The following is a 25,785-nucleotide window of genomic DNA, read 5'->3' on the forward strand; positions in this document are numbered from 1 at the left end:
CTCAGCCCCCGGCTCTCCCGGGTCTCTTGACACCGGCGAGTGCGCAGCACGCCACCAGTGCCGCCCCGAACACCGGCAGCCAGGCCAGCCGGGCCGCCACCCACGCCGCCGAGTCAGGGGCGGTGTGCAGGCCCGGCAGGATGCCGCCGGTCAGCAGGCCGAGGGCGGTCACGGCGATCATCGCGGTCTGGTGCCAGAGGAAGATCGTGATCGCGTGGACGTTCACCACGGCCACGGCGGCCCAGGCCAGAGGGCGGCGCAGGGCCCGGCGCAAGGGCCGGCCAGCAGCCGCGCCGCCCCGCACTGCGCCAGGCCGAAAGTGACGGCGGCCAGCGTGGGAGGGTCGAGGTTCGAGACCGCCGCGCCCGGCACGCCCACCATCGAGGCCGGGTAACCGGCCCACAGCACCAGCACGGCCGTGGCGGCGGCGCCGCCCAGCAGCAGCGCCCACCCCGTACGCCGGCTCGGCAGGCCGCCCGCCCACGAGGCTCCGAGGCAGTACGGCACCAGCCACCCCGCGATCACGTTCACCCAGCCGAGCCAGCCGGGACCGCCGAGCCAGAAGCGCACCAGATCGACCAGCGCCACCACCGCCACCGGCCACGCGGGGCCGATCCTCGCCGCCACCGGGGTCAGCGCCGTCAGCGCCCCGAACACCAGCAGGAACCACAGCGGCGACCACACCAGCGCGGCCAGCGCGAGCACGGTGTCCACCGCCACCCCGCGCGCCAGCATGGTCACCGCGATCACCGACCACACCGCGGCCACGGCCATGACCGGCGCGAACAGCCGGGCCAGCCGCCTGCGCAGCCACGCCCGGAACCCCTGCTCGGCGCGGGCCCGCCCGCGTGCCGCGACCAGCCCGCCCACCAGGAAGAACACCGCCAGCGTCTGGAACAGCCAGGACGCCGGGGTGAACGCCGGGAGCTCGCGCAACGGGCTGGCCCCGCGCAGGGTGCCGCTGTCGGCGACCAGCGCCGTCACCAGCCAGTGACCGAGCACCACGCCGGCGATGGCCAGGGCGCGCAGCCCGTCGATGGCGCGGTCACGGCCTGCGGGGGTGGCCCGCTCGACCCGTTCGAGCAGCTCGCGCAGCGCCGAAGGTCCGCCCGCCGCCGGCCTGGCCCTCGCCGTCTGAACGCGGTCACGCATCGCCGGAGACGATCCGCGCGATGGTGTGCAGCGCCGGGGCGCCGGGCCGCAGATAGTCGCTGTGGCCGCCGTCCCCGGCCGGGAAGACGCGCGCGCCCGCCTCGGGGGCGACCGGGTCCAGGCCGAGGCCCAGCGTGACGAACGGCAGGCCGAACTGGGCGTGCGGCACCAGGGAGATCCAGTCGCCCGCGGTCCTCGCCGCCCACACCCGGGCCTGGGTGCGCAGCGGGGCGGCGGTGCCGGTGCCGGGGGCGCCGAACAGGACGATGTTCGCCACCTCCGGCAGCACGGGCGCGGCCCGGCCGCAGACGACGGCGCCGTACGAGTGGCACAGCAGCGTCACCCTGGCCTGCCCCAGCTCGTCCACGAAGGCCCGCAGTGCCGGGACCGCCGCGTCGGCCCGGTCAGGGGTCAGCAGCGCGGCGTCGTACGTGGTGGGCGTCCGGTAGCCGAGCCAGGCCACCACCGCCGCCCGCTCGCCAAGTTCCGCCTGTAAGGCCAGCGCGCCGGACAGCAGCTTGTCGTAGCGTTCGAGGCTCGTGTCCGAGCCGGGCACCAGCACCGCGACCCGCTCGGCCGTGGCGAGGTCGCCGAAGACCTCCGCCGACCGGCCGCCGTCGCGGCCGTCGAAGAACAGGAAGCGGCGCGCCGGGTCCGCCATCGCCCGCAGCGCCTCGGCGCGGCGCCGGTGGCCGTGCTCGGCCGCCATCCGCTCCGCCGCCACGATGCCCTGCCGTACGGCGGCGTAGCGGGCCTCTGACAGCCCCGGAGGCGGCTTGACGGGCGCGGGGGCCGGGATCTCCGTGCCCGACAGCGGAGCCGCCACGAGAGCCGCCGTGGAGGCCGCCACGATCAGGTTCAGCAGGCTGCGAGGTAAGGGGAGACGCATGCCTGCGACGCTACGGAGCGGCCTGCGTCATCGTCGTCACGCCGGGGAGGGGATCGGCCGCGTACCCCTGAAGTACTACGCCGATCACCCTCCCCGGTGACGCGCGTCAGTTGTTCGCCGCGATGTAGATGAACCGCTCGATGATCACGCCGAACGCGATCACGAACGACGGTATCGCCAGGAAGAGCAGCCGCTTGCGGGCGCGCGGCGCCCGGTTCGGGCCGTTCAGCCGGATGATCTCGTAGCTGAACAGCGCCACCCACGTCACGGCCAGCGCGGCGATGCCCACCGGCGTCCACGGGGAGGTCGGGTCGCCCCGGCCCTCGTACGGCAGCGGTTCGGGGATCTCCGTGCCGCGCACGAACTTCTTCCAGGTGTACAGCGCCGCGTCCTCGTTGGCGAACACCCGCTTGATGTCCGGCGACTTGTCCAGCGCGGCGCGGAACCGCTCGCCCCAGTCGTCCGGGAAGCCCTCGTTGAGCTGCAGGTAGCTGACCTGGGCGCGGCTCACCATCAAGTACGAGTTGCGCGGCTGGCTCTTCAGCTTCGCGACCGCCTTGTCGATCCGCGTCGGGTCCTTGAACACCAGCGCCTGCTCGGCGAAGCTCACCCGCTCGATGTCCCGCTCACCCCACGGCATCGACGGCGTGACCTCGGGGCCCTCCTTCGGCACCAGGTAGATCACGCGGGCGCTCGGCTTGTCGTGTTCGTAGACGTAGTGCAGGGCCGCCACCTCGCCGGTGGTGACCCGTTCGAACTTCTCGTTGCCGTACCTCGCCACCAGGAACGCCATCGCGAACATCACCGCGAAGCAGGCCGCGAGCACCAGCGAGATCTTCCTGGTGAGCTGCGGGTTGAAGCGCACGTTGCGCTTGCGCAGCGGCACCGTCTCGTCGCGCACGTCGGCGCTGTCGGCCGGCAGGTTCGGGAAGAACGCGTACGCGGCCAGCAGGCACGCGCCCGGCAGCGCGAACATGTAGATGCGCAGCCCGATCTCGCCGCCGTAGCTCTGCAGCGCCAGCGCCAGCACCGGTACGCACAGCAGGATCAGCGCCGAGCGGTCGAACACCCCGCGCCGCAGCCGGCGGAACAACCCCGCCGCCGCGCAGCCCAGGATGACCGCGAGGATGCCCAGCCGGGCCTGCAGCACGATCGCGTGCGCGGGGTCCGTGCCCTCGATCCTGTCGCCGGTGTTGCTGCGCAGGTTCTGCACGATGTTGCCCAGGCCGCCGAAGATCGTGTCGATCTGGCTGGCCCAGAAGCCCACCGTCATGTAGCTGATCCAGGCCAGCACCATCAGGCCGAGGAAGAACGGCAGCGCCCACGTCAGCGTCGTCCGCTTGAACAGCAGGAACGCCGTCAGCACGCCCAGCATCATGAACGGCGTGATCTGATGCGAGGCCACCGACGCCAGGAACAGCGCGATGAGCATCAGCAGCATCAGCAGCTTGTCGGCGCGGAACGTGCCGGTGTTGGCCAGCTCGCCCGGCGTCATCGCGTCCAGCTTGCCGATCCACTTGCGCAGGCCCTTCGGCGGGATCGGCTTCGTGCGCGGCTCCACCCGGCCGAACCAGCGCAGCAGGATCGCCACGAACGCCAGATACAGCGCGAACGTGAAGCCCTGCGGCGAGAAGTAGTCCTGGCCGATCCACTGCACCAGGATGAACAGCAGCGCCGCGAACCACCGGGCCCGCGTCGTCGCCACCACCTGGCGCAGGATGAGCACGAACGGCAGCAAGTAGAGCAGGTTCGACAGCAGCGGCGTCCACTGCAGGATCGGCGTCATGTCGCTGATGCCCGCCGCCTTCGTGACGAACGCGAACAACGCGAAGAAGCCCGGCCAGCCCATGCGGGCGTCGATGTTGATCGCCGTATCGCCGGTCCTGCCGATGAACTCCACGAAACCGGCATGGATGTAAGCCGTCGGGAAGCGCGGCTGCTCCGCCACCAGCGCGCCCGCCCCGTGCAGGGCGAACGTGATCGCGGCGATCTGGAACAGCAGCAGGAACTTGCGGTCCGTGCTCTGGGAGACCGTGACGAAGAACGACACGATCATGATCAGGATGGCGATGAACGCCGTCGCCGGCAGGGCCGAGATCAGGCCGAGGCCGTCGATGTCGGCCGGGTCCACGCCGCGCATCGGGCCCGGGGAACCTTGAGCGCCAGGATGTACATGACCAGGCCCTCAAGGACCAGCACCACGGGGAGCCACTTGGGCGCACTGGCGATCAGCGCACCGATCCTGGCCTTGAGCCCGCTCGGCTTTCGCTGCCCTTGCTGTGCGGGGGCGGCCTGCTGCTGGAAGGGCCGGCCCGGCTGACCCATGGGCGGGCTCATCGGCGGACTCTGCACCGCCACCCCACCCGGCGCCTGCCCGGGAGCGGTCATCGGCTGCACGAGCTCCGCCAGACTCCGCGCCCCACCGGCTCCGGCCGCACTCCCGGGGCCACCTCCGGCTCCGGTCGGCCCGGCTTGGGCGGGGCTCGCACCACCGGCGCTGGTGGCGTGGCCCGCGCCGCCCGAGGCAGCCGGACTCGCGGCGGCTGCGTCAGGGGCGGCGGTGCCCGGAGCGGTCGTGCTCGCGGTGGCTGCGCTGGGGGCGGCGGTGCCCGGAGCGGTCGTGCTCGCGGTGGCTGCGCCGGGGGCGGCGCTGCCCGGAGCGGTCGCGCTTGCGGCGGCCCCGCCGCCGGCCGGTGCCTGGCCGGTGGGTGCCTTCTGCGTCTTGGCGTCTGCCGTCTCGGGCGCGTCGGCGATCTTCGGCGCCGCGGCGATCTTCATGGGTTGCGTGCCCGCAACCTCCTCGTCCGCGCTGGAGGCACCGGAGGCGGCGGCCTTCCCGTCCTCGGCACCTGGCTCGGCATCGGACGTGAGGGGAATCGGCAGGCGGATGGCCGTGGTCTCTTCCGCGTCGGCCGCGCCCTCGTCGCCGCTCTTCGGGGGTTCCCCGGCCGCCTTCGAGCCCTCCTCGGCAGAAGGCTCGAACGTCAGCTTCGGGATGACCCCGGTAGCGTCCGGATCGAAGGGCACGTCCGACTCCTCCTTGTCACCACGAACGTCCGGGGAGTCGTTGGTCCCCGTGGTCTTGCCATCGCCGTCCCGTTGCCTCACGTTGACCATCATGCGGCCCCGGACGACCCCTGGGTGACAGGCGACCGACCAGTTTCGTCCACTCTGAGGATTTTGCGAAGATTTCCGAAGATCACAACTGCGACGAGCAGCTCACTGAAGAGCAGACCATACCCGACCGCATTGACCCCGAAGTACGGGAAGAGCGCCATCGTGGAGACGAGCACCAGCACGGCGAGCCCGATCTGCACGGCCGCCAGCGCCCGCGCCTTGCTCTGCGCTCGCAAAGCGCTCAAATAGACCTCGATCAGCACCCTGGGCAGCACCGCCACCGCCATCAGCCGCAGCAGCAGCGTGCCCTCCTCGGCGAACTCCGACCCGAAGATGCGCAGGATCAGCGGCGCTCCGAGCACCGCGACCGCGATGATCGGAACCACGATCATGAACGCCCGCCGCAGCGCCCGGCGGCAGTTCTCGGCCAGCGCGGCCCGGTCGAAGGAGCCCTCGACGGTCAGCGACACCGCCATGTTCATGGCCAGCAATTCGATCATGCTGGCCAGGGTGTGCGCCATCGAGAAGCGGCCGAACGTGGCCTCGCCGACCTGAGTGGCGATCACCACCGGCACCAGGTAGACGATGGCCAGGATCGACAGCGTGCCGGGGAAGTCGCCGGCCAGGAAGCGGCCGACGTCACGCAGCCTGGGCGGCTCCCGCACCGGGTCGGACTCGCGCACGTGCCGGCGTACGACGACGCCGAAGATCAGCCACTGCACCGGGATGAGCGCGAGCGCGGTCGGGATGACCCACGAGACGAAGATGCCGCCGCTGGGCAGCGCCCCGGCCAGCGCCACCAGCAGGCCAATCTTGACCAGGCCGAAGATCAGGTTGTTCAGCGGCACGAACGGCGCGCGGCGCAGCCCGGTCAGCACGACGTCCTGGAGCGTGAAGACCGCCCACACCACCACGGACGCCAGGAAGAACAGGCCGGGCCCGAACCCGGCGAGCACGGAGTACGTCTTGCCCCACAGCGGCAGCGTCAGCAGGAAGCCGAGCGCGGCCACCCCGCCGGTGGCGGCGGCCAGGCCGTACCCGCGCAGGATCAGCTCGGCGGTGCGGCGGCCGGCGATCGGCAGGAAGCGCGCGAGCGCCCCCACGAAACCCAGCGCCGTCAGCGAGGCGAACAGCCGCATCGCCGTGATGACGGCCTGCCCGCGGCCGAACTCCTCCGGCGTGTAGTAATGGGCCGCGAGCAGCCAGTAGCCCATGCCGAGCACGCCCGTGATGACCGTGTTGGCCATCAGCGCGTAGCCCTGGCGGAACAGCGGGTTGCGCAGGTCGGTGACGACTCTCGCCCAGACCCTAGACATTTCCGCGCACCCGCTGCAGCCCGTACCGCGTCCTGCGGACGACCGCGTACCCCTTGGTGAGGATGCGTTCGCGCAGGTAGATGAGAGGTACGGCGGTGCCTTCGACGGCGCGCTTGAACATGTTGATGGTCGTGTGCTTGCCGACCGTCAACCGGGGGATGGCGAGCATGTCGTGACGATCTGCGGCGATCGTGTTGCTCACGGCGCAAGCGGCGAAGTATCCGGCTTTACGCACTTCACGGCGCACGCGGGCGCTGGAGTACCCGTACGGGTAGGCCATGGTGGCGACAGGGGTGCCGATCTTCTCCTCCAGCAGGCCCTTGTTCTTGCGCAGCTCCTGACGCAGGTCCTCCATGCGGAGCTGGTCGAGCTGCGGATGGCTGTGGCTGTGACCGCCGATCTCGATGCCGGTCTGCGCGGCCTCGCGGGCCTGGCCCCAGGACAGCATCCTGTCCAGGGGCCGGCCAGCGGCGTCCTTGCCGGCGTCGGCGACCCAGCCGCTGGTCAGGAAGACCGTGGCCGGGAAGTTGTAGCGTTCGAGCAGCGGCAGCGCGTGGCTGTGGAAGTCGGCGTACCCGTCGTCGAACGTCACCACGATCGGCTTGTCGGGCAACGAGCGGCCGTTGTTCTTGTTCAGCGCGGCCACCAGGTCGCCCAGGGTGAGCGGGGTGAAGCCGCTCTCCTTCAGGTACGCCAGCTGCTCTTCCAGGTCCGACGGCCGCACCGCGTGCGGTCTGGTGTCGGCGTTGGGCGTGTCGGTGACCGAGTGGTACATCAGGATCGGTACGCGGGTCATGACCGTGCCCCCTCCTGCGCCCCCTCCTGTGCCCCCTTCTGCGTCCCTTTCTGCGCCCCCTTCTGGGCCACCTTCAACCGTACGGAGCCGACGACGTAACCCCAGGTCGTCCAGGCCAGCCCGATGACGATGGCGGCGGCCCGGCCGAGCCCGCTCAGGTCGCCCCGCAGGGCGTCACCGACCCCGCGGAGCGCGCCGAGCGGCAGGGTCTTCATGGCGTGGGCCCGCTCGCTCGACAGCCCGTCCTGGGTGCCGACCTCGCGCGTCACCAGCGCCTTGGACAGCCCTTCCGCGTAACACCTGGACCTGAAGTACGAGAACCGCTCGCGCTGCTCGGACACCTTGTGCCCGATCACCGCGCGCGGCTCGTACAGCATGATCGAGCCCGGCTTGCGCTGCGAGAGCCTGATGCAGAACTCGGTCTCCTCGCAGCCCAGCGGGCGGGACTTGCGTCCCTGCACGCTGCGGCCGATGCCGCTGTGGAAGCCGCCCACCTCGGTGACCGCGTCGCGCAGGAAGGCGGCGTTGCCGCCCATGACGTTGCGGATCGGCGCCCTGACCGTGGGCATGCCGCGGTAGGTGCAGCCGACCGTCCAGTCGAACTCGTGCGGGAACCACGAGGGCCGCCGCCCCGACGCCCACAGGGGGTCGGTGCGGCCGCCCACGCCCACGACACCAGGTTCCTGGAAGCCCTCCTCCAAAGCCTCCAGCCACCCGGGGTCGGCTACGGCGTCATCGTCGAGGAACGCGACGATCTCTCCGTTGGCCGTGGCCACTCCGGTGTTCTTGCCGCCGGACAACCCCTTCTCGTGCGTGTTCTCGACCACGATCGCCTGCGGGTACTCGCGCTTGAGCTTGAGATGCAGGTCGGGGTTGTGATCGACCACCAGGATCAGCTCGTGTGCCGGGCGCGTCTGGTTCTCGACCGACTCGACTGCCTGCCTGATGTCCTCCCACCGCTCCTCGGTGTAGACGCAGATGACAACAGACGTGTTCACAGAGATCCTTTACGCGACGCCTCGGTCGGCGGTCGGGGTGGTGGCGGGCTCGGGTCGGGGCGGAGTGGGCTGGCGGCGCCACTCCTTCAGGATGGTCTTGAGCACGCGGAAGCCGTCCCGGATGACGTGCAGGTTGCTCTCGCCGTGAATGCGGTTGCGCTCGTGGCTCGGCACCTCCTGCACCTTCAGCCCCGCCTTGGCGGCACGCACGTTCATCAGGGTCTCCACCTCGAAGCCGTCGCAGTCGAGGTCGAGCACGTCCAGATGACGCGCCCAGAACGCGTTGTAGCCATAGCAGAGGTCGGTGTACTGGGTCCGGTACATGATGTTGACGATCCCCGTGAGGATCTTGTTGCCCAGACGCCGGTTCAGCGTCAGGTCGTCGCTGCCGCCGCCGGCGGCGTAACGCGAGCCCTTGACGAAGTCGGCGCCGGTCACCAGCGCCCCCACGAAGTTGATGATCTCGCGGCCGTCGGTCGAGCCGTCGGCGTCGATCATCACGATGATGTCGCTGGTGCAGGCGGCGAAGCCGGCGGCCAGGGCGTCGCCCTTGCCCTTCCCCTTCTGCGTCACTACCTTGACGTTCGGCCGCAGCCGCTTGGCCACGGCCACCGTGTCGTCGACGGAGTTGCCGTCCACGAGCACGATCTCGTCCACCCACTGCGGGATGGTGGCGAAGACGTGGGGGAGGTTCTCCGCCTCGTTCATCGCCGGTACGACCACGCTGACGGTCGGGGAGATGGCCAGGTGGGGCGTCACCGGCGTGAAGCCGGAAGGCGGCGGCATCGACCGCAGCGGTGCGGAATGGACCTTGCCGTTGTGCTTGGTTATCTCGGGACTCATAGCGAGGGATTCCTTCCGGGACCGGCACCGCCCACCGGCTTGTGAACCGTTCCCGGGTGCTGCGGCAACGGCGAAACCGGCGGACGGTGCTTTCGACGGTCCAGTGGAGTGAGGGTGTTGGTGCTGTGCCGGGTCTTGCTCGGGAGCGGTCTAACGTGCTCCCGTTGGTTCCTGACTTACCGCATTGGGTGACTCCTGATGTTGCATCGAGGTGCGCACCCGACCGAAGCCCTTGAGCACACGGTCGGCCGCTCTATAGAGAGACGGCCGATCCATGACAATTGTTCGGGCCTTGTTGAAAGGAGTTCGGCCCATCCAGTGCACCGCCGCCGTCGCCGACGGCCGCGAGACGCGGCCCTCGGAGACATAGAGGACACCGCTCTTGAGCCAGTCCTTGTACTCCTTGCCGCCCTTGCCCATGTCCACCATGTGCAGCCCCGCCTTCGCGGCGGCCTCGGCCATCCGCATATGGTGCACCATTCCGGGCGAGTAGCGGCCGAACTCGGTGTCGTAAGCGGGGAACCACCCTACGAGCGTGGTGGCCGTACGGAGGCCGAAATGCCCGGCCACCGGCACGTCACCCGCATAGAGCATGGTCAGCACGCCCGCGAAGTCCGCTGAGTTCTCGGCATGCATCATGTCCGTCAGCTCGACGATCCACGGCTGGGCGAACCTGTCCACCCGGCCGGTCCGCCGATACTGGTCGGACTTCCACGCCAGCAGGGTGCGCAGCACCTCGGGGTCGGCCGAAGCCCACTCCAGGCGCAGCTCGCCGTGCTCCCTGCCGAGCTTGCGTTCCTTGTACCTGACGGTCTTGAGGTTCTTGGGGGAATTGGCCTTGACCTGCTCGAGCCAGGCGTCGAAGCCCGAGGTGAAGTCCATCACGGGCGCGGGCCTGACGTCCGACTCGTACGGAGCGAACGTCGGCTGGCCGGCCACGAGGTGGTCGAAGTCGTAGACGCTGAGCTTGCAGGCACGAAGCAGAGCCTTGGCGTCGAGCTTCAGCCCGGGCTCGGAGATCAGGCCGTGGCACGTGGTGAGGAAGCCGCCGAGCGGCTTGCCGATGCCGAAACTGTGCCGCTCGTACGGGAAGAACCCGACGATGCGCCCCCCGTCGGAGATGACCGCCACCCTCACGTAGTCGCGCAAACGGTCCATCGCCACGGCGAATTCGACCGACAGGAACGGGTTGTCCAGACTCGGATCGGCCTTCTGCAGCTCGCGCCATCGCGCCCGCTCGGACTCGCCGAGTTCTCTGGGCCGGACTACCTGGATGTTCACCTTGCCCTGGCCCCCTGTTCGGTCTGCATGCGGTTCCCCCGGTACAACACCCGAAGCACGTACATGAACCCGCCGAGCACAGCGACCGTCGCGACACCGGCCCGGGGCGACCACGCGTCGAAGAGCAGCATGGCCTCGGCGAGCAACACGTTGAGCACCAGGCTCGCGGCTGCTCCCACGGAGAGTGCGGCAAGGGGGTCACGATCGCGCAACAGTCCCACCACTGCCGCCCCTGGAACGACCAGAAGGAACAAGGAGATCAGGAACGGGCGCAGGGGTGTCTCGATATCGAACAGCGCGATGACCGCCCCTGCGATGCAGGCGAGCGCGACCAGCCAGGCCAGCGCTCTGCGGTGCTGCTTGAGCATCTCCTGTCTTTCTCCTGCCTTGCTGGTGAGAACGCCGATCGATCGCAATTCATGGGATCAATCGGCGCCTCAACACGTCAATGCCGACGCTTGGCGACGCGCGCCGGTTTACTGGCAGGCGCAAGAAATTCGTGTGACCTTCAACACACGGTCAAGTGATCGCCGGCCCCGAAGCGGTCCCCAAGCACACCAGAATGCCCTATGTGACCTAGGATCTTCGAGCCAGGGTCCGATATATACCTATTTGTCGTTCGGTTTGGGCGATCTACTGTCTGTTTGCATCGCTTTTACGCAGAGCCTCCGCATCCGTCGCTTCCAGCGCGGAGCCGGACGCGTCCGCCGGCGACGTGGCCACCCCGGACGTGGGCGCCGCTGACGGCTCGTCGTCCTCCGTCGGCAGGCCGGTCGGCGGCTCCGGGATCTCCTCACCCTGCCACGACACCGTGCAGGTGGCGGTGCCCGCGTTCGAGGTGAAGGCGATCCTGCCGGTGCCCGGCTCGAACGGATCCGCGGCCGTCACCCGGACCTTCACGGTGGTGCCCGCCCTGATCGAGCCGCTCTCCGGAGACACCTCCAGGCCCTGCGAGGCGGTCGCCACCCAGGAGACCGCCGCGTTGCGTGCGCGCAGCCCGATCTCGCCCGTGCCGGCGATCGACCGCGGGCAGGTTGCGATCAGCTTGGCGGCCGGCGCGGGCCTGCGACGGGTGGCGGTCGGCCGGGCGGCGGGGCGGCTCCTGGGCCGCGCCGCGGCCGGGCGCGAGGCCGGGGGAGGGGTGGCCGAGCGCGTACGGCCGGCCGACGGGGACGGGCTCGGCTCCTCTTCCGGCTCCGTCCCCCGGTGTCCTCGGTGTCCTCGGTGTCTTGGGTGTCCTCGGTGAACTGCGGCTCCTCGGCGGGTTCCGCGGGCGGCGGCGTCGTGGCCGGCGCCGGGCGGGAGCGGAGCGTGCCCACCTCGGCGGCGTCCGAGCCGTTGATCACCACCACCGCGCCCGTCGCGGCCAGCAGGCAGGCGCCGGCCAGCATGAGCGGACCCAGGCGGCGCGACCTGTGGCGGCGCGGGCGCTCGTCGTGCGCCACGGGGAACCCGCTGCGGTCGAAGCTGTCGCCGCGGTCGGTGATCAGCTCGCGGGTCTCGTCCAGCTCTGGGCTGACACACGTGTCGATCACCCGGCGGCGCAGCGAGAGTCCCGGGTACGCCACCGGCACCATGTCGAGCAGCCGCGCCGCCGAGACCTGCCGGTGCCGCCGCTCGGTGCACACCTCGCACCCGCCGATGTGCCCCGACAGCCGCCGCCGCAGCAGCGGGGTCAGCGGCCCCTCCCACGAGTCCACCATGGCCGACAGGTCGGGGCAGTGCGCCCGTCCCGTCCTGGCCAGCACCACGGCCGCGGCCGCGATCTCCAGATGGTCGCGGGCCCGGCTCAGCCTGGCCGCCGACTGCCGGCCGGTCAGCCCGAGCACCGCGCCGATCTCCGCCGGGGTCAGGCCGTGGCGCAGCGACAGCTCCAGCACCTCGCGCTCGCCCCTGCGCAGCTCGCCCAGCGTCTCGTGGACCAGGTCGGCCAGCTCGGGATCGTCGTGCTCGGCCGGGTCGGGCAGCGGGCGCCCGGCGGGCGGGGTGCCGGGGCGGTGCGCAAGGCGGGCGCGCACCTGGAACCTGGTCAGCGCGTACAGCCAGGCCCGCAGCTTGGCCGGCTCCTTCAGGCGCTCGGCGCAGCCGTGCGCGGTCACCAGCGCGTCGTGCACCGAGTCGGCGGCCAGGTCGCGATCGCCCGACAGCGCGTAGGCGTAGTCGTGCAGCCGCTCGCCGTAGAAGTCGTAGAGCCTGGCGGGAGCCTCGGTGTCCGCGCGCCGCAGCGCCTCGATCAGTTCCTGCTCGTCGGCGCGATCGACGGTCGGCCATCCAGGCACGGACATTCCCCTCCCCGCGGGTGGACCGGGCTTCGGAGCCCCACGCGCAAGGAGGACGCGGCCTGGTTCGTACGGGTTCGCCCCCCATACCGAATGGGCATGGAGGGCGGGTTTCCCATCAGTCGTCGCAATTCGGGGTGCAGAGGCGGCGTTCCATGCCCCGCAGGAAGAAGTCGCGGACCTGGAGGATGTCCTCCGCGATGTACGCCTCGCCGCCCGTCGCCTTGGCCAGCGCCTCCATCTGCCGCTTGCCCTTCTTGGCGTCGGGGCCGAAGGCGATCAGCAGGATGCTGATCGGCCGCTTCGGGTTGTAGGTCTGCTTGAGGAACCGCAGCAGCTCGGCGTTCTCGACGCCGCCGTCCGGGTCGTCGTTGCCCGCGCCGTCGGTGAGGATGAGCAGGGTGTTGACCTTGTCCTGCTTGTAGGTCTTGGTGAGCTGCGTGTAGGCCGCCTTGACGGTGTCGTTCAGCCCGGTGTCGCCCGTCTCCTTGGCCTTGAGCTGGGCGAACGTCCTGACCAGCATCTCCTTGCGCAGCGTGCCGTTGACCGACTCGGTGAGCGGGCCGAGCGGGACGACCTCCTTCCAGTCCTTGCCCTTGCCGTCCATGTGCGTGGAGAACGTCCACAGGCCCATCTCGGAGCCCGGCGGGAACAGCGCGAGACCCTCGGTGGCGATCTTGTTGATGGCCTGCATGCGGGTCATGCCGGTGCCGGGCACGGGCAGCGCCATCGTGCCGGAGACGTCGAGCAGCGTGAGCAGGCGGGTGCCGAGGTTCAGCCGGGTCCAGGTCTGCACCACGCGCGCGACGGTGGGGCCGTCCGGCGGGTCGAGCGGGGCCGGCGTGTCCTCGTCGAAGCCGTCGGCCTCGGTCAGCGCCTTGCCCGCCTTGCCGTCCACGCCGCGAAAGCCCGCGTCGCGCAGCGTCTTCCCGGACGCCTCGGACGACAGTTCCTGCTTGAAGTCCGCGGCGGCCTTCAGCACCTGCGGGTCCTTGGCGAGGGTCGTCACCGGGTAGTCGAGGCTGAGCGTGCCCTCCTTCGGGTAGAGGGCGACGACCGGCGACTCGGGCTTCTTGTTGTTGTGCGCGAAGATGGCCTGCTCGGAGGTGACGCCCACGGGCACCTTGCTGCCCGGCTTGACGGTCAGGCTGGCGAGCAGCGCCGTCGAGTCGGACACGAGCTGATCCGACAGCTCCTTGAGCGCGCCCACCAGCGCCTTGTCCTGCCCGGCCTCCTTGGCCGTGCCGGCCGCGGCGAGCAGGGCCGCGAGGCCCGCGGAGTTCTTCTGCGGGTCGAGGGCGAGCACCCTGACCTTCTTGCCGGGGCCGTCCACGTTGGCCACGTTGGCCGCGGAGATCACCGAGATCCAGCTCGGCTGGAGCGCGCCGGTCAGCTTGCCAGGCCGCGGACTTGGCCGCCGCCAGCACCACGGGCGACGTCGCGATCGACCCCTCCACCTGCGGCAGCGCCTCGCCGCCCGGAGCCTGGCGCATGCTCTCCATGAGCAGGCTGGAGTCGGCCACCCACAGGTCGGCGTTGACCTTGCCGGCCGCGACCTTGTTCGCGGTCCTGGCGGAGTCCTCCTTGGCGACCGTCACCTCGACGCACTTGCCGTCGACCGTGTGCATCGCCTTGTTGTACCGGCCGGCGATCTTGTTGAGCGCGGGCTGGATGTCGGGGGCCGCGACCACGCGCAGCGGCATCCTGCCGCCGGTGCAGTCATGGTCGCGGGTGATGATGACGTACGCCGCGACACCCAGCAGGACGGCCATCGCGACGGCACCGGCCAGCGGTACGAGCACTTTGCCCCGGCTGTTCCTCGGTCGCTTGCGCGGGAGGGGTTCGCCGGCTCTGTAATCTCCGTCGAGATCGTCTGTGCGGTGTCGCCCCACGATGTCCTCTTAGGTGTTCTAGAGACCGTTCGGAGACCCTAGCGGGAGATGCTCCGCAATACTCCGGGAACGATACTCGGTGTGGTCTCTGTGGGAAAACACCACTTTGGTGCGACGATTACGTACGGTGCGGTCAATGGCAGCAAGCGTGACCGGCCCAGGCGCGTAGCCCCTCGCGTGCGGCGACGGCCGCCAGCAGCACCGCCACGGCGGGATCCACCCACCACAGGCCCAGCGTGTTCAGGTACAGACCGGCCAGCACTCCGGCCGCCATGGCCGCGCACATGAGGTTCTGCGTGCCCTCGCCTGACGTGGCCGCCGACGCCAGCCGCCTGCCCAGCCGCCGCTTGGCCAGCCCCAGCACCGGCATGCCGGCCAGGCTGACCGCCGTCACCACGATGCCCAGCGCGCTCGGCGCGGCACGGTGCCCCGCGTCGAGGTCGTGGGCCACGTGCACGATCAGATAGGGGGCGAGCAGCCAGAAGCTCACCGCCACCGCCCGGCGGGCCGTGCTCTCCGCGTGCGGCGACAGCGTACGCGCGCCTGTGAACCGCCACACCACGATCAGGCTGGCCGCCGCCTCCACCAGGGCCGACAGCCCCCAGCCGATCAGCGCGACCGAGTGCGCGGTGAGGCCCGCGGCCAGGCCGAGCACGCTCTCCACGCCCAGCCACACCAGCGTGATCAGCGAGAGCGTACGAGCGGCGCGCGCCGCCCGCAGCCAATCGGCTGACGCGGCCGGATGCTCATGAATCCGCTGATCAGGCACCATGAACCCCCGAACTCCCGGCTGATCCGGCCGTCGACAGCGATAAGTAGCGTACCCACTACGAAGCGCGACGAAGAATGATCGCGGTAAAACCCGATCAAGCTTCGCCCGCATAATGAAACCCGATCAAGGGGAGGGTCCGGTGCCGTTCACGCCCAGCCACATCGCAGCCGTGCTGCCGCTGATCGGGCCGTCGGCCCGGATCCGCCGCGTGCTCGACCCGTGGGCGCTGGCCTTCGGCGCGATGGCGCCCGACCTGCCGCTGTTCCTGCCGTTCCTGCCCGAATACCGGGTCTGGCACTCCTGGCCGGGGATCGTCACCATCGACCCGCTCGCCGTCCTGGTCCTGCTGCCGCTCTTCCACCTCGTGCTGCGCGACCCGCTGATCGCGCTGTTGCCACCCGCGCTCGCCGGCCGGGCCGCGCTCCTCGCCCCCGAACGCCTGCGCCCGCTCCCCATGGCCGCGGGGGCCGTGTCAGGAGTCGTCACCCACGTCGTATGGGACTCCTTCACCCACTCCCGAGGCGTCATCGAGTGGGGCGCCTGGCTGTCGGTGAACGTCTTCGGGGTGATCCCCCTCTTCCGCCTCCTCCAGTACGTCTCGTCCGCCGCCGGCCTCGCCGCGGTCGTGTGGTGGGCATGGCGGGGGCTGTCCCGGATGCCGGCGGCGCCCGTACCCGAGCGGCTGCGCATGACCTCGCGCGCCCGCGCCGCCGTGCTGACCGCGGCCGGGCTCGGCGTCGTGGCCGGCGCCCTGCTCTGGCCGCTCGTCGACGAGCCCAGCCCCCGCTTCGGCATCGCGAGCCTGATCACCAAGACCGGCGTGGGCACCGTGATCGGCCTCTGCGCGGTCCTCGCATGCCATGCGCTGGTCTGGCAGGTCAGGCGGCGCATGGCAGTATCGGAAGGTGCTTGAGTACGTCACCGACATCGACGACCCCCGGCTGTCCGACTACACCCGGCTGCGCGACGTCGAGCTGCGCAAGAGCCTGGAGGCCGAGCGCGGCCTGTTCCTCGCCGAGGGGGAGAAGGTCATCAGGCGGGCCATCGGCGCCGGGTACCCCATCCGGTCGGTCCTGACCACCCGCCGCTGGCTGACCCCGCTCGAAGACGTGCTCGGCGACGCCCTCGTCTACGTCGTCAGCGACGAGATCATGTCCGGCATCGCGGGCTTCCAGGTCCACAGGGGCGCGCTCGCCTCCATGGAACGCCTGCCCCTGCCCTCCATGGACACCCTGCTCAAGGGCCCGGCCCGCCGCCTGCTCGTCCTCGAGGACCTGGTCGACCACTCCAACGTCGGCGCGATCTTCCGCTCCGCCGCCGCGCTCGGCGTGGGCGGTGTCCTGCTCTCGCCCCGCTGCGCCGACCCGCTCTACCGGCGCGCGGTCAAGGTCTCGATGGGCGCGGTCTTCTCCATCCCGTACGCCCGCATGGACGACTGGTTCGACGGCCTGGCCCGGCTCCGCGAGGCCGGCTACCGCACCCTCGCCCTGACCCCCGACCAGAGCGCCACCCCCATCGACCGCGTCCGCCTCACCGACCGCGTGGCCCTGCTGCTCGGCTCGGAGGGCGACGGCCTGTCCTCGCACTGGCTGGAGGAGGCCGACGAGGCGGTCTGCATCCCGATGAGCCCCGACGCCATGGCCGCCGGCGTCGACTCGCTCAACGTCGTGGCCGCCGCCGCCATCGCCTGCCACGGGCTCATGCGGGCTGACCAGCGGGACGTTTAAGAACCTGGCCTCGGGCACGGGCATGCACCACGTGAACGTAAGGAGCAGGAATGCAGCCCGTCGAGAAAGCCGCATCGCTGGGGGTGAGCCTGCTGAGCGGCGTGCTGGCCGCCGCGCTCTTCAGGCGGGCCTGGACGCTGGTCTCGGGCCAGGACGAGGCGCCCGACGCCGAGGACCTGGAGCGAGGGCTCGCGGAGGTGCTGGTCGCGGCCGCCGTGCAGGGGGCCGTCTTCAGCGTGGTCAGGGCCGCCGTGCAGCGGGCGGGCGCGAAGGCCGCTCAGCGGCGGCACTGAGCGGGGCCCGCATCATCGGCCGTCGCCGGTGAGCCAGTCGGGGTAGCCGTCGAAGTGGTGGGCGATCGGCACGCGGTCGATGGGCCGGTCTCCGCCGGTGCGGCGCACGTGGCGCTCGAGCGCGGGCATCTGCTGCTCGGTCGTGACGAGGGTGAGCTGCCAGGCCGTCGCGTCGGCGGCGGACGGGTGCGAGACCTCGGCGATGTCGATCGACGTGGCGAGCCCGGAGAGCAGGATGCCGTGCGCCAGCTCGGCCGCCGCCTCGTGGCCCTCGATCAGAGTGCGGACCTCGACGAATTCCGCCATCAGGATGTCCTTTGGGAGGGGTGTGGGGCTCACCCTACTCGGGAACGGACGGCGGGCCGAATCCATCGGAAAACGTACAGGTGTGTCGTGTCGGGCCGCCGGGACGCCGGACGGGGGCGGACGGCACGGACGATGCGGCACACTGTCATGGTCCGATCACCGAACGTGCGCACGCGCGCACCTGCCGGAGGGTCCATGAACGGGGCTTGGATCATCACGCTCACCGCCGCGACGGGGCTGCTGGTCCCGCCCCACCCGCTTGCCGCAGACGGTCCGCAGAGGGCCGTTCCTGAGCGGCTCGCCGCGGCGCCGAAGAGGTCGGGCAAGGATGCGCTGACCTGTGCCGTGTCCACGCCGTCCGAGCGTCCGCTGACGTTCACGCCCCGGGTCGGCCTGACGACGCGGCGCATCTCCGCGCGCGGCTACCTGGAGTTCACCGGGTGCACCTCGCCCGACCGCTCGGCCCGCTTCCTGCGGTCGGGCTGGGTGAACGTCAAAGCCACCGCCCAGGCGTCCTGCGCCACCGCCCGCCGGGTGCGCGGCACCGCGGTGATCACCTGGTTCGGCGCCACGGGACGGCCCGCGGGAACCTCGAAGCTGGGCATCAAGGCCGACCGCCTGGTGGCCAGGCACCCGGCCGACACCCTGCTCACCGGCACCGTCCGCACGGGGTGGCTGGCCGGGAAGCGGGTCAGTGGGGGCATCGCGCCGCCCACGGCCATCCTCGGCTGCGCCGCGAGCGGCCTGCACGCCTACCCCGGCCACGGCACCATCACCTTCGGCTGACCGGCTCACACGGCCGGCGGGCCTGCGCGGCCTGGCAGGCCGGCTCCGCCGGTCGGCTGAGCGCCGTCCCCGGCACGCGCGGCCGAAGGGGTGGTCGGCTGAGCGCCGTCTGCCGCACGTGCGGCCGAAGAGGTGGTCGGCTGGGCGGCGCCTGCTGCCCGCGCAGCCGGATGGGCGGTCAGCGGAGCACTGCCCGGCCGCCTGCGTAGCCGAGGGATCGGTCGTTCATGGCCGCCTGCTCGCCCGCGTAGTCGAGCAGCTTCTCCGCGGTGCTGAACCGGCGCTCGTTCTGGTCGCCGAGCAGCACGCCCACGATCTGCACGCCGTTGCGCTCACCTGCGAAGAGCAGGCAGTAGCCGGCCGCGTTCGTGAACCCGGTCTTGACGCCCAGCACGCCGTCGGCCCGCGACAGCAGCTTGTTGGTGTTGCGCCAGGTGTGCGCCTGATGCACGCGGGTCTTGGACACCTTGTGCACCTTGCTGCCGACCACCTGCGTGAAGACGCTGCTCCGCAGCGCGTACTGCGCCAGCTTGGCCTGGTCGGCGGCCGTGGAGTAGCCGCCGTTCGACGGCGTGGGCATGCCGTCGGCGTTGGTGTAGCGGGTGTTCTTGAGTCCGAGCTGGCGGGCGGTGCGGTTCATCTTGGCGACGAAGGCCGCCTTGCCGGGCCCGTAGTGGCGGGCCAGGGCGTTCGCGGCGTCGGCGCCGGAGGGCAGCAGGAGCGCGTACAGCAGGTCCCTGACCGTGAAGCGCTCGCCCTTGCGCAGGCCCGCGGTGGCGGCGCCGCCCTTGGCGGCGTACTTGACGTCGGCGGCGCTGATCGTGACCACGTCGCTGAGGTCGGCCTCGCGCAGCACCACGTACGCCGTCATGATCTTCACGAGGCTGGCGACCGGCACCCGCTTCGTCTCTCGCTTGCCGAGGTGGACCGTTCCTGCGGAGTCGACGACGTACGCCTCTTTCGCCTTGACGGCGGGAGCGTTCGCGGCCTGCGCCGGCGTGCTGAATCCGACGACCGGCGTAGCGAACCCGACAACCAGCGCGACCGCCGCAGAGCTAATCAAACCCCCAATACGCATGCCAATCATGGTGACAGGAGATCAAGGGTTCGTTTGCCTAACTGGGCCATGCGTCGCGCTCAGATGGGGGTAAATCCTTCATAGATCCGATATGGCGGGGGGCGGTTGGCCATGGCGGGAAAGTTCGTCATCAGCGGTGATGAGCAGGGCGGATACCGGTTCGCACTCGTCGCCGGCAACGGGCAGACGCTGGCGGTGGGGGAGGGTTACCCCACCAAAGTGGCATGCGTGAACGGTATCGAAACCGTGCGCAGGAACGCGCCCGGGGCGGTGATCGAGGATCACAGCACGCCCGCCCCGGTCGTCGTCCAGACCGAGCCGGCCGGCCAGGGCTGAGCCCAGGAGGCAGGCGAATATGCGCGGGCCGGGGCTGCGGGGGTCGCCCGGGGCCATGGAGTGGGGGCGGGCCGCGCGGCTGAGGCAGAGCAGACGGGACCGGTTACGAGTCCTGGGGCACCAGGGGCTGGTCTGCGGCGGCGCGGCGCTTGCGGCGGCGGCGTACCGTGAACCAGGCCACCGCCGCCACGGCCAGCACGGCCGCGACGGCGGCCGTGATCGGCGAGCGCGCGGCCAGCTCCAGCCAGCCCCACACGAGCGCGGTGAGCCCGAACCACCACAGGGGCGCCCAGGTCAGGCAGCCGAGCGCGCTGGCCACGACGTACCAGGGGTAGGAGACGCGCAGCGCACCGGCCACCCAGGGCAGCGTGTGGCGCAGCATCGGCACCCAGAAGCAGCCGTAGACGGCGAGCGCGCCCCAGCGCTCGACCACGCTCTCGATCCTGGTGATGCGATCACGGCCGATCTTGACGCCGACGCGCGACTCGTACAGCCTCTCGCCGAGCTTGCGGCCGACCCAGTAGTACACCTGGAACGCGCCGAACAGGGCCACGATGAGGATGACCCCGACCAGCCAGTACGGCAGGTTGAACCAGGACGAGTCGGTGGGGGCGGGGACGGCCATCGTCGCGTGCCACATGAACGGGCCCACCACCCCTCCCAGAGCCTTAGGACAGCCTTACCTTAATTCAGGCTATCCCCCGCTGCCAGACCGGGGTGCAAGCCACCCGCAAAGGGTGCAACTCACCGACAACCGGTGCTCAAGCACCCCGTCTCACTCTAGAGGCGAGCGAGAAGGGGTGGTGACGATGCCGGTGAAAAGCGCGAACGTTCTGATCAGCGGAGCCTCGAACGCCGCGAAGCTCTTCGCGGCGGCCCTCGTCGTCACCGGCGCGTACGTCGCCTTCTCCGCCTGCGGCACCGCCGAGACCCCGTCCACCGCCAAGCCGGCCAAGACCGCGATGACCGCGACCGTGCTCCCGGCCGCGAGCACGCCCTCGGCCGCGAGCACGCTTCCCGCCGCGGACCCGGCCGTGAGCCAGGCGGGCGGGCAGCTCAACGGGCGGACCGCGGCGATCCCCGGCGTGCTCACCGTGAGCCCCGTGCGGGCCGGCGGCCCCGGCTGCGCCCGCTCGTACGTGGCCCGCACGTTCCTGGCCAACCCCGACCCCGACGGCACCGTCATCTACCGCTGGAAGCTGACCCGCTGGAGCCCGGCCACCGAAACCTGGCGCACGTACCTGTCGCACTACGACGGGTTCGCCGCCGCCGGCCGGGCCGTCGAGTGGCGCGCGGAGCTGTCCGGCAGCCCGGGGTGGTACCGGGTGGAGCTGACGGCCGAGGGCGGCGAGACCGTCAAGAGCCGCCGTTTCCGAGTGAGCTGCTGACCGCTTGCCTGGCCGCCTCGACCCAGCGCTGCACGCCGATCCGCTCGGCGACCTCCAGCGCCTTCTCGTAGTGCTGCCGGGCCGCGTCGGGCTGGCCCAGGCGGATGGCCAGGTCGCCGAGGGTCAGCGCCACCGGCCACAGCGCCACCACGCCGGTGCCGGCGCCGGCCACCCGGTCGGCGAACGGCTTGAGCTTGTCGTAGCAGTCGACCATGCGCTCGCGGTCGTCGAGCAGCATGCCGGCCAGCGCCCGCCAGGTCATGGCCAGCTCGTAGAGGAAGTCGGGCCGCACCGGCGGCCGGGTCGCGGCCACCGCCCTGGCGTCGTCGAGGTGCCCGGCGGAGGCCAGCGCCAGCGCGTACGCGTCGAGCGTCCACTTGGCGCCGCGCTGGTGCGCCTCGGCCAGCGGCGCGACCATCTCGGCCGCCCGCCCGGCGACCAGGTGCAGGCAGAACGTGGTGATCAGCGGCAGGTCCTGGCGGCCCTCCAGCATGCCGGCCCGCGCGGTCATCCTGGCCGCCTCGCGGTAGGCGCGCTCGGCGCCCTCGTAGTCGCCGGAGATCATCAGCCGCTGCCCGGAGTACCAGACCACGACCGCGGCGGGCGCGGACAGGTCGTACTGCTTGGCGAGCTGGTCGGCCGCCGCCGCGTGCTCGTCGGCCACCGCGAACTCACCCCTGGCCGCCGCGCACTCCAGCAGCACCAGGTGGGCGAGGGCCTGCGTGGCCATCTGCCCCGAGCGCTGGGCCACTTCGAGCAGCTCGCGCCCGATGCTCTCGCGCAAGTCGACGGCGGGGATGTCGTACGACTGCCGCAGCCGCCCGCTCAGCGCCGCCGCGATCAGCGCCGGGTCGCCGCTCTGCCGGGCCAGCTCCAGCGCCTCCAGCGAGGCCTGCCTGCCCCGCTCGGGCGAGGAGGAGCCCTCCAGCTCCAGGGCCAGCGTGGTCAGCAGGCTCGCGCGCAGCCGCTGCTCGCCCTCCGGCAGCTCCATGAGCGCCTTCTCGGTGACGTCGACGATCTCCCACGCCGTACGGGTGAAGTCGCGCGCCATGCCCTTGTGCGGCACGGCCAGCGACGCCGCCACCTTCGCGGTGATCTCAAGGTCGCCGAGCGGCAGCGCGGCGTCCATGGCCTGGCGGCGCAGCAGCCGCGCGGCGTGCATGTCGCCGCAGAGCGCGAGCGCCCTGATCTGCCGCAGCATCAGCTGCAGCCGCTCCTTGGCGCGCTCGCGCGCCTGGTCGCCCTGCTCGTCGGCACGGGAACGGTCGAACGCGGCGATCGCCTGCTCCCACAGCGTGGCCGCCTCGCGGTGGGCGAAGCGCCGCTCGGCCTGCTCGGCCGCGAGGCCCGAGTAGTGGACCGCCTTGTCGGCCGCGTCGGCGAGGAAGTAGTGGTGGGCGAGCGCCGCCACGTCGGACGGCGTGTGCCGCTCGATCGCCGCCGCGACCGCCGCGTGCAGGCGGGTGCGGCGCAGCCGGGAGGCGTCGGAGTAGATCGTGTCGCGTACGAGGTCGTGGTCGAAGCGCAGCAGCCCGGGGCCGGGCTCGGTCACCAGGCCGGCCAGCAGCGCCGCCTCGACGGCCTCGATGACCGCGTCCTCGTCGCCGGCCACCGCGATGAGCACGTCGAGGTCGACGTCGCGGCCGATCACGGCGGCCTGCAGCAGGATCTGCTGCGCGCCCGCGGGCAGCCGGGAGATGCGCCGCCGCAGCACGTCGCGCACGCCGGACGGCACCTGCGAGAGCACCTCGGTGGCGCTGGCGCGGTCGGCCGCGCCCTCGGCGTCGAGTAGGCGCACGGTCTCGCGGACGAAGAACGGGTTGCCGCCGGTGCGCTCGACGATCGACTCGACGGCGTCCTCGTCGATCTCGCGTACGCAGGTGGCCTTGACCAGCTCGGCGACCGCCGCCGGGTCGAGCCCCGACAGCCCCACGCGCACCGGGCCGAGCCTGGCCAGGGCGGCGAGCACGTCGGACTGCCGGTCGTCCAGCTCGCCCTCCCTGCAGGTCACGACCAGCAGCACCCTGCTGGTGGCGAGCAGGCTGGGCAGTGCGCGCAGCAGCGCGAGCGTCTGGTCGTCGGCCCAGTGGAGGTCTTCGACGGTCAGCAGCACGGGGCCACGCCGGGCCACGCCGGCGAGGTAGCCGCCCACCGCGCGGTGCAGCCGGAACCCGCCCGACGCCTCGTCCTCGTCGGGGTCGGGCGCGGTGTCGTCCAGCAGCGGCGCGAGGAGCTGCGCGTACTCGCCCGCGCCGAACCGCTCGATGAGCGTGCGCAGGATCTCCACCCACGCCCAGCCGGGCGGGGTGGCGCTGGAGTCGGGACAGGCGCCGGACGCGGTGGTCCAGCCGTCGGTGGCGAGCCTGCTTTCGAGCTGGCGCAGCAGCGTCGTCTTACCGGCACCGGCCACGCCGGTCACGATCGCGACCTGGAACCTGCCGGTGCGCTGGGCGGCCGTGGTGAGCCTGGACAGCTCGGCGTCGCGGCCGACGAACGGCTCGGGCTCCAGCGGCGGCGGCTCGACGTGGGCGGCGGGCCGCGGCGGCCAGGTGTCGGTGACCGGCGGTGCGGGCCTGGCGGCGCGCGCGGGCAGCGCGAGGTCCAGCTCGGGCGACTGGGCCAGGATGTCGGACTCCAGCTTGCGCAGCGCGGGGCCGGGGTCGATGCCCAGCTCGTCGGCCAGGATGTTGCGGGCGCGCCGCAGCGCGGCCAGCGCGTCGCCCTGCCGGCCGCAGCGGTAGAGACCGAGCGCCAGCAGCCGCCAGCCCTCCTCGCGCAGCGGATGCTCGGTGGTCAGCGCCTCCAGGTCTGGAACGGTCTCGGCGTGCAGGCCGAGCCGCAGCCCCGTGTCGGCGTGCCGCTCGCGCGAGACCAGGCGCAGCTCGGTCAGGCGGTTGACCTCGGCCTCGGCCCACGCCTGGTCGGCGAAGTCGGAGTAGGGGGTGCCGCGCCACATGCCGAGGGCCTTCTCCAGGCGGCTGCGCGCGGCCTGCGGGTCGCCCTCTTCGAGGTGCTCGCCCGCGGCGCGGACGAGCTGCTCGAACCTGAGCGCGTCGACCTGGTCGGGGGCGACGCGCAGGGCATAGCCGGACGCGACCGTCACCAGCAGCCGGTTGGGCCCCCCGCGGGGACGGCCCGGCTCCAGCACCCTGCGCAGGCGTGAGATGTAGACCTGCAGGCCCGACTGCGCGCCCTTGGCCGCGTCGTCGTCCCACAAGTCGTAGAGAAGGGTGTCAACGGGCACGACCTGACCGCGGGCCACGAGCAGGCGGGCCAGGACGGCCCGCTGTCGCAACCCGCCGAGGTCGAGTTCGTCGTCTTGCGCGTACGCCTCGACTGGCCCCAGAACTCGGAACGCCACCATGTCAGCCGCCACGCTATGCGGGCCTGCGAATCACGCACAAGGGCCGTGGTCGAATAGCACTCGTTGGGATGGGGATTGTCACTAGGTGGCCTTCGAGATCGCGGACGGGGGCTCTGCGTCGGCGTTCCGGCCGCCCCGCCTGCGCAGCAGTGCCCAGGCGCCGAGTGCCAGACCGCCGAACGGGATCTCGATAGTGTAAGTCCAGAAGCCGAAAAGCAGTGCGGTGGCGATGGCCGGAGTGCCCGCCACACCGAAGGCGATGAGCAGCGCGGCCACCCCGCTCTCCATGATCCCCGCGCCGCTCGGCGTGATGAGGGCGCTGGTCAGCACCCGCGACAGCGCGAAGACGGCGATCGACTCGGCGAGGCCGGGCCAGGCACCGGTGGCCGACATGCAGGCCGCCATGATGGCCCACTGGAAGCCGAGGAAGAAGATCATGCCGAGCGAGAGGCCCGGCCACCGGGTGCGTACGACGCCGGCGGTGTCGGCGCGCAGCCGGTGGAACGCCTCGGAGGCGTGCACCTTCTTCAGCCGCAGCAGCCGGGTGATGCCGTCCAGCGCCCTGCCGAGCACCTGCGCGGCGCGGTCCCAGTAGAGCGCGGCGGCCACGACGAGGCAGAGCGCGATGATGGAGATCGCGCCCGTCCAGCCCGCGTTGGCGACGGTGGGGTTGGGCGCCTTGCCCGCGGCCAGCAGCGCGATGATGCCGACGGCGGGCAGAATGAACCTGAACAACGTGTTCCAGATGCCGCTGACCAGCGTCATCACCACGAACGCGCGGCTGGTGAAGCCCCAGCCCTTGGTCATGGCGAACGACAGCGCCACGCCCACGGCCCCGCCGAACGGCAGCAGGTTGCTCACCGCGCTGCCCGCCGCGTTGAGCGTCAGGCCCTGGAGGTTGTTGAGCCCGGGCAGCGAGTTGGTCAGCACGAACGTGTAGGAGAGCAGGCTCAGCAGCCACAGCGCCGTCATCAGCGCGATCTCGCCGCCGCCGAGCGCGGCGAACTGCGCGCCGATCTCGCTCCACGAGACCGGCTTGCCGGTCAGCGTCCGCACGATCTGCGGCAGGTAGACCACGAGCAGCACGGCCAGGCCGAGCGAGAGCACGGAAAGGCTGATCTGGAGCCACTTGTTCTTCATCGGGGTCCAGTCTGCCGGTAGGCCGGGCCCCG

The 25,785-nt window shown here is 71.4% G+C and carries 26 protein-coding genes and 1 pseudogene; 6 read left to right on the forward strand and 21 right to left on the reverse strand.

The features are described from left to right. Position 1 precedes the first annotated feature (1 nt). The 16 genes and pseudogenes from WBK31_RS02040 to WBK31_RS02115 form a co-directional block, all read right to left on the reverse strand. Positions 2 to 235, reverse strand: a complete 234-nt coding sequence (locus tag WBK31_RS02040) for a hypothetical protein (protein ID WP_406674241.1) — start codon at positions 233 to 235, stop codon at positions 2 to 4. Continuing rightward, positions 223 to 1,152, reverse strand: coding sequence for an acyltransferase family protein (locus WBK31_RS02045; RefSeq protein ID WP_406674242.1), 930 nt, complete (start codon positions 1,150 to 1,152; stop codon positions 223 to 225). Before WBK31_RS02045 ends, WBK31_RS02040 begins: the two co-directional genes overlap by 13 nt. Further along, complete coding sequence (locus tag WBK31_RS02050; protein WP_364058428.1) at positions 1,145 to 2,041, reverse strand: alpha/beta hydrolase; 897 nt, start codon at positions 2,039 to 2,041, stop codon at positions 1,145 to 1,147. Before WBK31_RS02050 ends, WBK31_RS02045 begins: the two co-directional genes overlap by 8 nt. A 106-nt stretch (positions 2,042 to 2,147) precedes the next feature. After that, positions 2,148 to 4,181, reverse strand: coding sequence for a hypothetical protein (locus tag WBK31_RS02055; protein ID WP_406674243.1), 2,034 nt, complete (start codon positions 4,179 to 4,181; stop codon positions 2,148 to 2,150). Then, positions 4,139 to 5,161: a hypothetical protein gene (locus WBK31_RS02060; protein ID WP_406674244.1), complete on the reverse strand. Its 1,023-nt coding sequence runs from the start codon at positions 5,159 to 5,161 to the stop codon at positions 4,139 to 4,141. Before WBK31_RS02060 ends, WBK31_RS02055 begins: the two co-directional genes overlap by 43 nt. Beyond that, entirely contained in the window at positions 5,158 to 6,474 is a 1,317-nt protein-coding gene (locus WBK31_RS02065; protein WP_406674245.1) for a lipopolysaccharide biosynthesis protein, read from the reverse strand. Before WBK31_RS02065 ends, WBK31_RS02060 begins: the two co-directional genes overlap by 4 nt. Next, the gene (locus WBK31_RS02070; RefSeq protein ID WP_364058419.1) at positions 6,467 to 7,270 is read right to left on the reverse strand and encodes a polysaccharide deacetylase family protein; all 804 of its coding nucleotides are present in this window, start codon (positions 7,268 to 7,270) and stop codon (positions 6,467 to 6,469) included. The genes WBK31_RS02065 and WBK31_RS02070 overlap by 8 nt, the downstream gene beginning before the upstream one ends. Then, complete coding sequence (locus WBK31_RS02075) at positions 7,267 to 8,268, reverse strand: glycosyltransferase family 2 protein (protein ID WP_364058416.1); 1,002 nt, start codon at positions 8,266 to 8,268, stop codon at positions 7,267 to 7,269. The genes WBK31_RS02070 and WBK31_RS02075 overlap by 4 nt, the downstream gene beginning before the upstream one ends. 9 nt (positions 8,269 to 8,277) lie before the next feature. Continuing rightward, positions 8,278 to 9,111 (reverse strand): glycosyltransferase family 2 protein, encoded by an 834-nt coding sequence (locus WBK31_RS02080; protein ID WP_406674246.1) that lies wholly within the window; start codon positions 9,109 to 9,111, stop codon positions 8,278 to 8,280. A 150-nt stretch (positions 9,112 to 9,261) separates the two neighbouring features. Further along, entirely contained in the window at positions 9,262 to 10,392 is a 1,131-nt protein-coding gene (locus WBK31_RS02085) for a GNAT family N-acetyltransferase (protein WP_364058410.1), read from the reverse strand. Next, on the reverse strand, positions 10,389 to 10,760 hold the full coding sequence (locus tag WBK31_RS02090) for a hypothetical protein (RefSeq protein WP_364058407.1): 372 nt from the start codon (positions 10,758 to 10,760) through the stop codon (positions 10,389 to 10,391). The genes WBK31_RS02085 and WBK31_RS02090 overlap by 4 nt, the downstream gene beginning before the upstream one ends. Before the next feature lie 265 nt (positions 10,761 to 11,025). Continuing rightward, positions 11,026 to 11,358: a hypothetical protein gene (locus WBK31_RS02095; protein ID WP_406674247.1), complete on the reverse strand. Its 333-nt coding sequence runs from the start codon at positions 11,356 to 11,358 to the stop codon at positions 11,026 to 11,028. Positions 11,359 to 11,432: 74 nt separating this feature from the next. Continuing rightward, positions 11,433 to 12,677: an RNA polymerase sigma factor gene (locus WBK31_RS02100; RefSeq protein WP_406674248.1), complete on the reverse strand. Its 1,245-nt coding sequence runs from the start codon at positions 12,675 to 12,677 to the stop codon at positions 11,433 to 11,435. A 112-nt stretch (positions 12,678 to 12,789) separates the two neighbouring features. After that, entirely contained in the window at positions 12,790 to 14,031 is a 1,242-nt protein-coding gene (locus WBK31_RS02105) for a substrate-binding domain-containing protein (protein ID WP_378784892.1), read from the reverse strand. Positions 14,032 to 14,125: 94 nt separating this feature from the next. Beyond that, positions 14,126 to 14,443 (reverse strand): annotated as a pseudogene (locus WBK31_RS02110) (substrate-binding domain-containing protein); the annotation flags it as partial. Positions 14,444 to 14,696: 253 nt separating this feature from the next. After that, on the reverse strand, positions 14,697 to 15,335 hold the full coding sequence (locus tag WBK31_RS02115; RefSeq protein ID WP_364058397.1) for a cation transporter: 639 nt from the start codon (positions 15,333 to 15,335) through the stop codon (positions 14,697 to 14,699). A 139-nt stretch (positions 15,336 to 15,474) separates the two neighbouring features. On the opposite strand from WBK31_RS02115, the gene WBK31_RS02120 reads away from it, so the two are divergent. The 3 genes from WBK31_RS02120 to WBK31_RS02130 are packed head-to-tail and all read left to right on the forward strand — an operon-like array spanning position 15,475 to position 17,355. Next, on the forward strand, positions 15,475 to 16,248 hold the full coding sequence (locus WBK31_RS02120; protein WP_364058394.1) for a DUF4184 family protein: 774 nt from the start codon (positions 15,475 to 15,477) through the stop codon (positions 16,246 to 16,248). Further along, positions 16,241 to 17,062, forward strand: coding sequence for an RNA methyltransferase (locus WBK31_RS02125; protein WP_364058391.1), 822 nt, complete (start codon positions 16,241 to 16,243; stop codon positions 17,060 to 17,062). The genes WBK31_RS02120 and WBK31_RS02125 overlap by 8 nt, the downstream gene beginning before the upstream one ends. 50 nt (positions 17,063 to 17,112) lie before the next feature. Further along, entirely contained in the window at positions 17,113 to 17,355 is a 243-nt protein-coding gene (locus WBK31_RS02130) for a DUF4235 domain-containing protein (RefSeq protein WP_364058388.1), read from the forward strand. A gap of 12 nt (positions 17,356 to 17,367) precedes the next feature. Here the strand turns inward: WBK31_RS02130 and WBK31_RS02135 are convergent, their stop codons facing one another. Then, positions 17,368 to 17,661, reverse strand: a complete 294-nt coding sequence (locus tag WBK31_RS02135) for a hypothetical protein (RefSeq protein ID WP_364058386.1) — start codon at positions 17,659 to 17,661, stop codon at positions 17,368 to 17,370. A 195-nt stretch (positions 17,662 to 17,856) separates the two neighbouring features. Here WBK31_RS02135 and WBK31_RS02140 point away from each other — a divergent pair, with 195 nt between their 5' ends. Next, on the forward strand, positions 17,857 to 18,447 hold the full coding sequence (locus WBK31_RS02140) for a hypothetical protein (protein WP_364058383.1): 591 nt from the start codon (positions 17,857 to 17,859) through the stop codon (positions 18,445 to 18,447). A 178-nt stretch (positions 18,448 to 18,625) separates the two neighbouring features. Here WBK31_RS02140 and WBK31_RS02145 read toward each other — a convergent pair whose 3' ends face one another. Continuing rightward, positions 18,626 to 19,525, reverse strand: a complete 900-nt coding sequence (locus tag WBK31_RS02145; RefSeq protein ID WP_364058380.1) for a serine hydrolase — start codon at positions 19,523 to 19,525, stop codon at positions 18,626 to 18,628. Between the two features lie 111 nt (positions 19,526 to 19,636). On the opposite strand from WBK31_RS02145, the gene WBK31_RS02150 reads away from it, so the two are divergent. Continuing rightward, complete coding sequence (locus WBK31_RS02150) at positions 19,637 to 19,861, forward strand: DUF1508 domain-containing protein (protein ID WP_364058377.1); 225 nt, start codon at positions 19,637 to 19,639, stop codon at positions 19,859 to 19,861. Between the two features lie 103 nt (positions 19,862 to 19,964). Here the strand turns inward: WBK31_RS02150 and WBK31_RS02155 are convergent, their stop codons facing one another. Then, complete coding sequence (locus tag WBK31_RS02155; RefSeq protein WP_364058374.1) at positions 19,965 to 20,513, reverse strand: VTT domain-containing protein; 549 nt, start codon at positions 20,511 to 20,513, stop codon at positions 19,965 to 19,967. 157 nt (positions 20,514 to 20,670) lie between these two features. Between WBK31_RS02155 and WBK31_RS02160 the strand changes: the two genes are divergently transcribed. Beyond that, positions 20,671 to 21,249, forward strand: coding sequence for a hypothetical protein (locus tag WBK31_RS02160; protein ID WP_364058367.1), 579 nt, complete (start codon positions 20,671 to 20,673; stop codon positions 21,247 to 21,249). Here the strand turns inward: WBK31_RS02160 and WBK31_RS02165 are convergent. Next, positions 21,218 to 24,613, reverse strand: coding sequence for a BTAD domain-containing putative transcriptional regulator (locus WBK31_RS02165; RefSeq protein WP_406674249.1), 3,396 nt, complete (start codon positions 24,611 to 24,613; stop codon positions 21,218 to 21,220). The two genes, WBK31_RS02160 and WBK31_RS02165, sit on opposite strands and share 32 nt — an antisense overlap. 81 nt (positions 24,614 to 24,694) lie before the next feature. Continuing rightward, a complete protein-coding gene (locus WBK31_RS02170) occupies positions 24,695 to 25,753 on the reverse strand; it encodes a lysylphosphatidylglycerol synthase domain-containing protein (RefSeq protein WP_364058360.1) in 1,059 nt (352 codons plus the stop codon). Between the last annotated feature and the right edge of the window lie 32 nt (positions 25,754 to 25,785).

The organism is Nonomuraea sp. N2-4H, from assembly GCF_045291505.1.
Classification (GTDB): Bacteria; Actinomycetota; Actinomycetes; order Streptosporangiales; family Streptosporangiaceae; genus Nonomuraea; species Nonomuraea fastidiosa.

Coding starts and splice junctions, on each gene's coding strand:
- WBK31_RS02045 (WP_406674242.1), bottom strand. CDS start 1,152: ATGCGTGACCGCGTTCAGACGGCGAGGGCCAGGCCGGCGGCGGGCGGA.
- WBK31_RS02050 (WP_364058428.1), bottom strand. CDS start 2,041: ATGCGTCTCCCCTTACCTCGCAGCCTGCTGAACCTGATCGTGGCGGCC.
- WBK31_RS02055 (WP_406674243.1), bottom strand. CDS start 4,181: ATGCGCGGCGTGGACCCGGCCGACATCGACGGCCTCGGCCTGATCTCG.
- WBK31_RS02060 (WP_406674244.1), bottom strand. CDS start 5,161: ATGATGGTCAACGTGAGGCAACGGGACGGCGATGGCAAGACCACGGGG.
- WBK31_RS02065 (WP_406674245.1), bottom strand. CDS start 6,474: ATGTCTAGGGTCTGGGCGAGAGTCGTCACCGACCTGCGCAACCCGCTG.
- WBK31_RS02070 (WP_364058419.1), bottom strand. CDS start 7,270: ATGACCCGCGTACCGATCCTGATGTACCACTCGGTCACCGACACGCCC.
- WBK31_RS02080 (WP_406674246.1), bottom strand. CDS start 9,111: ATGAGTCCCGAGATAACCAAGCACAACGGCAAGGTCCATTCCGCACCG.
- WBK31_RS02090 (WP_364058407.1), bottom strand. CDS start 10,760: ATGCTCAAGCAGCACCGCAGAGCGCTGGCCTGGCTGGTCGCGCTCGCC.
- WBK31_RS02100 (WP_406674248.1), bottom strand. CDS start 12,677: ATGTCCGTGCCTGGATGGCCGACCGTCGATCGCGCCGACGAGCAGGAA.
- WBK31_RS02115 (WP_364058397.1), bottom strand. CDS start 15,335: ATGGTGCCTGATCAGCGGATTCATGAGCATCCGGCCGCGTCAGCCGAT.
- WBK31_RS02130 (WP_364058388.1), top strand. CDS start 17,113: ATGCAGCCCGTCGAGAAAGCCGCATCGCTGGGGGTGAGCCTGCTGAGC.
- WBK31_RS02135 (WP_364058386.1), bottom strand. CDS start 17,661: ATGGCGGAATTCGTCGAGGTCCGCACTCTGATCGAGGGCCACGAGGCG.
- WBK31_RS02140 (WP_364058383.1), top strand. CDS start 17,857: ATGAACGGGGCTTGGATCATCACGCTCACCGCCGCGACGGGGCTGCTG.
- WBK31_RS02145 (WP_364058380.1), bottom strand. CDS start 19,525: ATGCGTATTGGGGGTTTGATTAGCTCTGCGGCGGTCGCGCTGGTTGTC.
- WBK31_RS02150 (WP_364058377.1), top strand. CDS start 19,637: ATGGCGGGAAAGTTCGTCATCAGCGGTGATGAGCAGGGCGGATACCGG.
- WBK31_RS02160 (WP_364058367.1), top strand. CDS start 20,671: ATGCCGGTGAAAAGCGCGAACGTTCTGATCAGCGGAGCCTCGAACGCC.
- WBK31_RS02165 (WP_406674249.1), bottom strand. CDS start 24,613: ATGGTGGCGTTCCGAGTTCTGGGGCCAGTCGAGGCGTACGCGCAAGAC.
- WBK31_RS02170 (WP_364058360.1), bottom strand. CDS start 25,753: ATGAAGAACAAGTGGCTCCAGATCAGCCTTTCCGTGCTCTCGCTCGGC.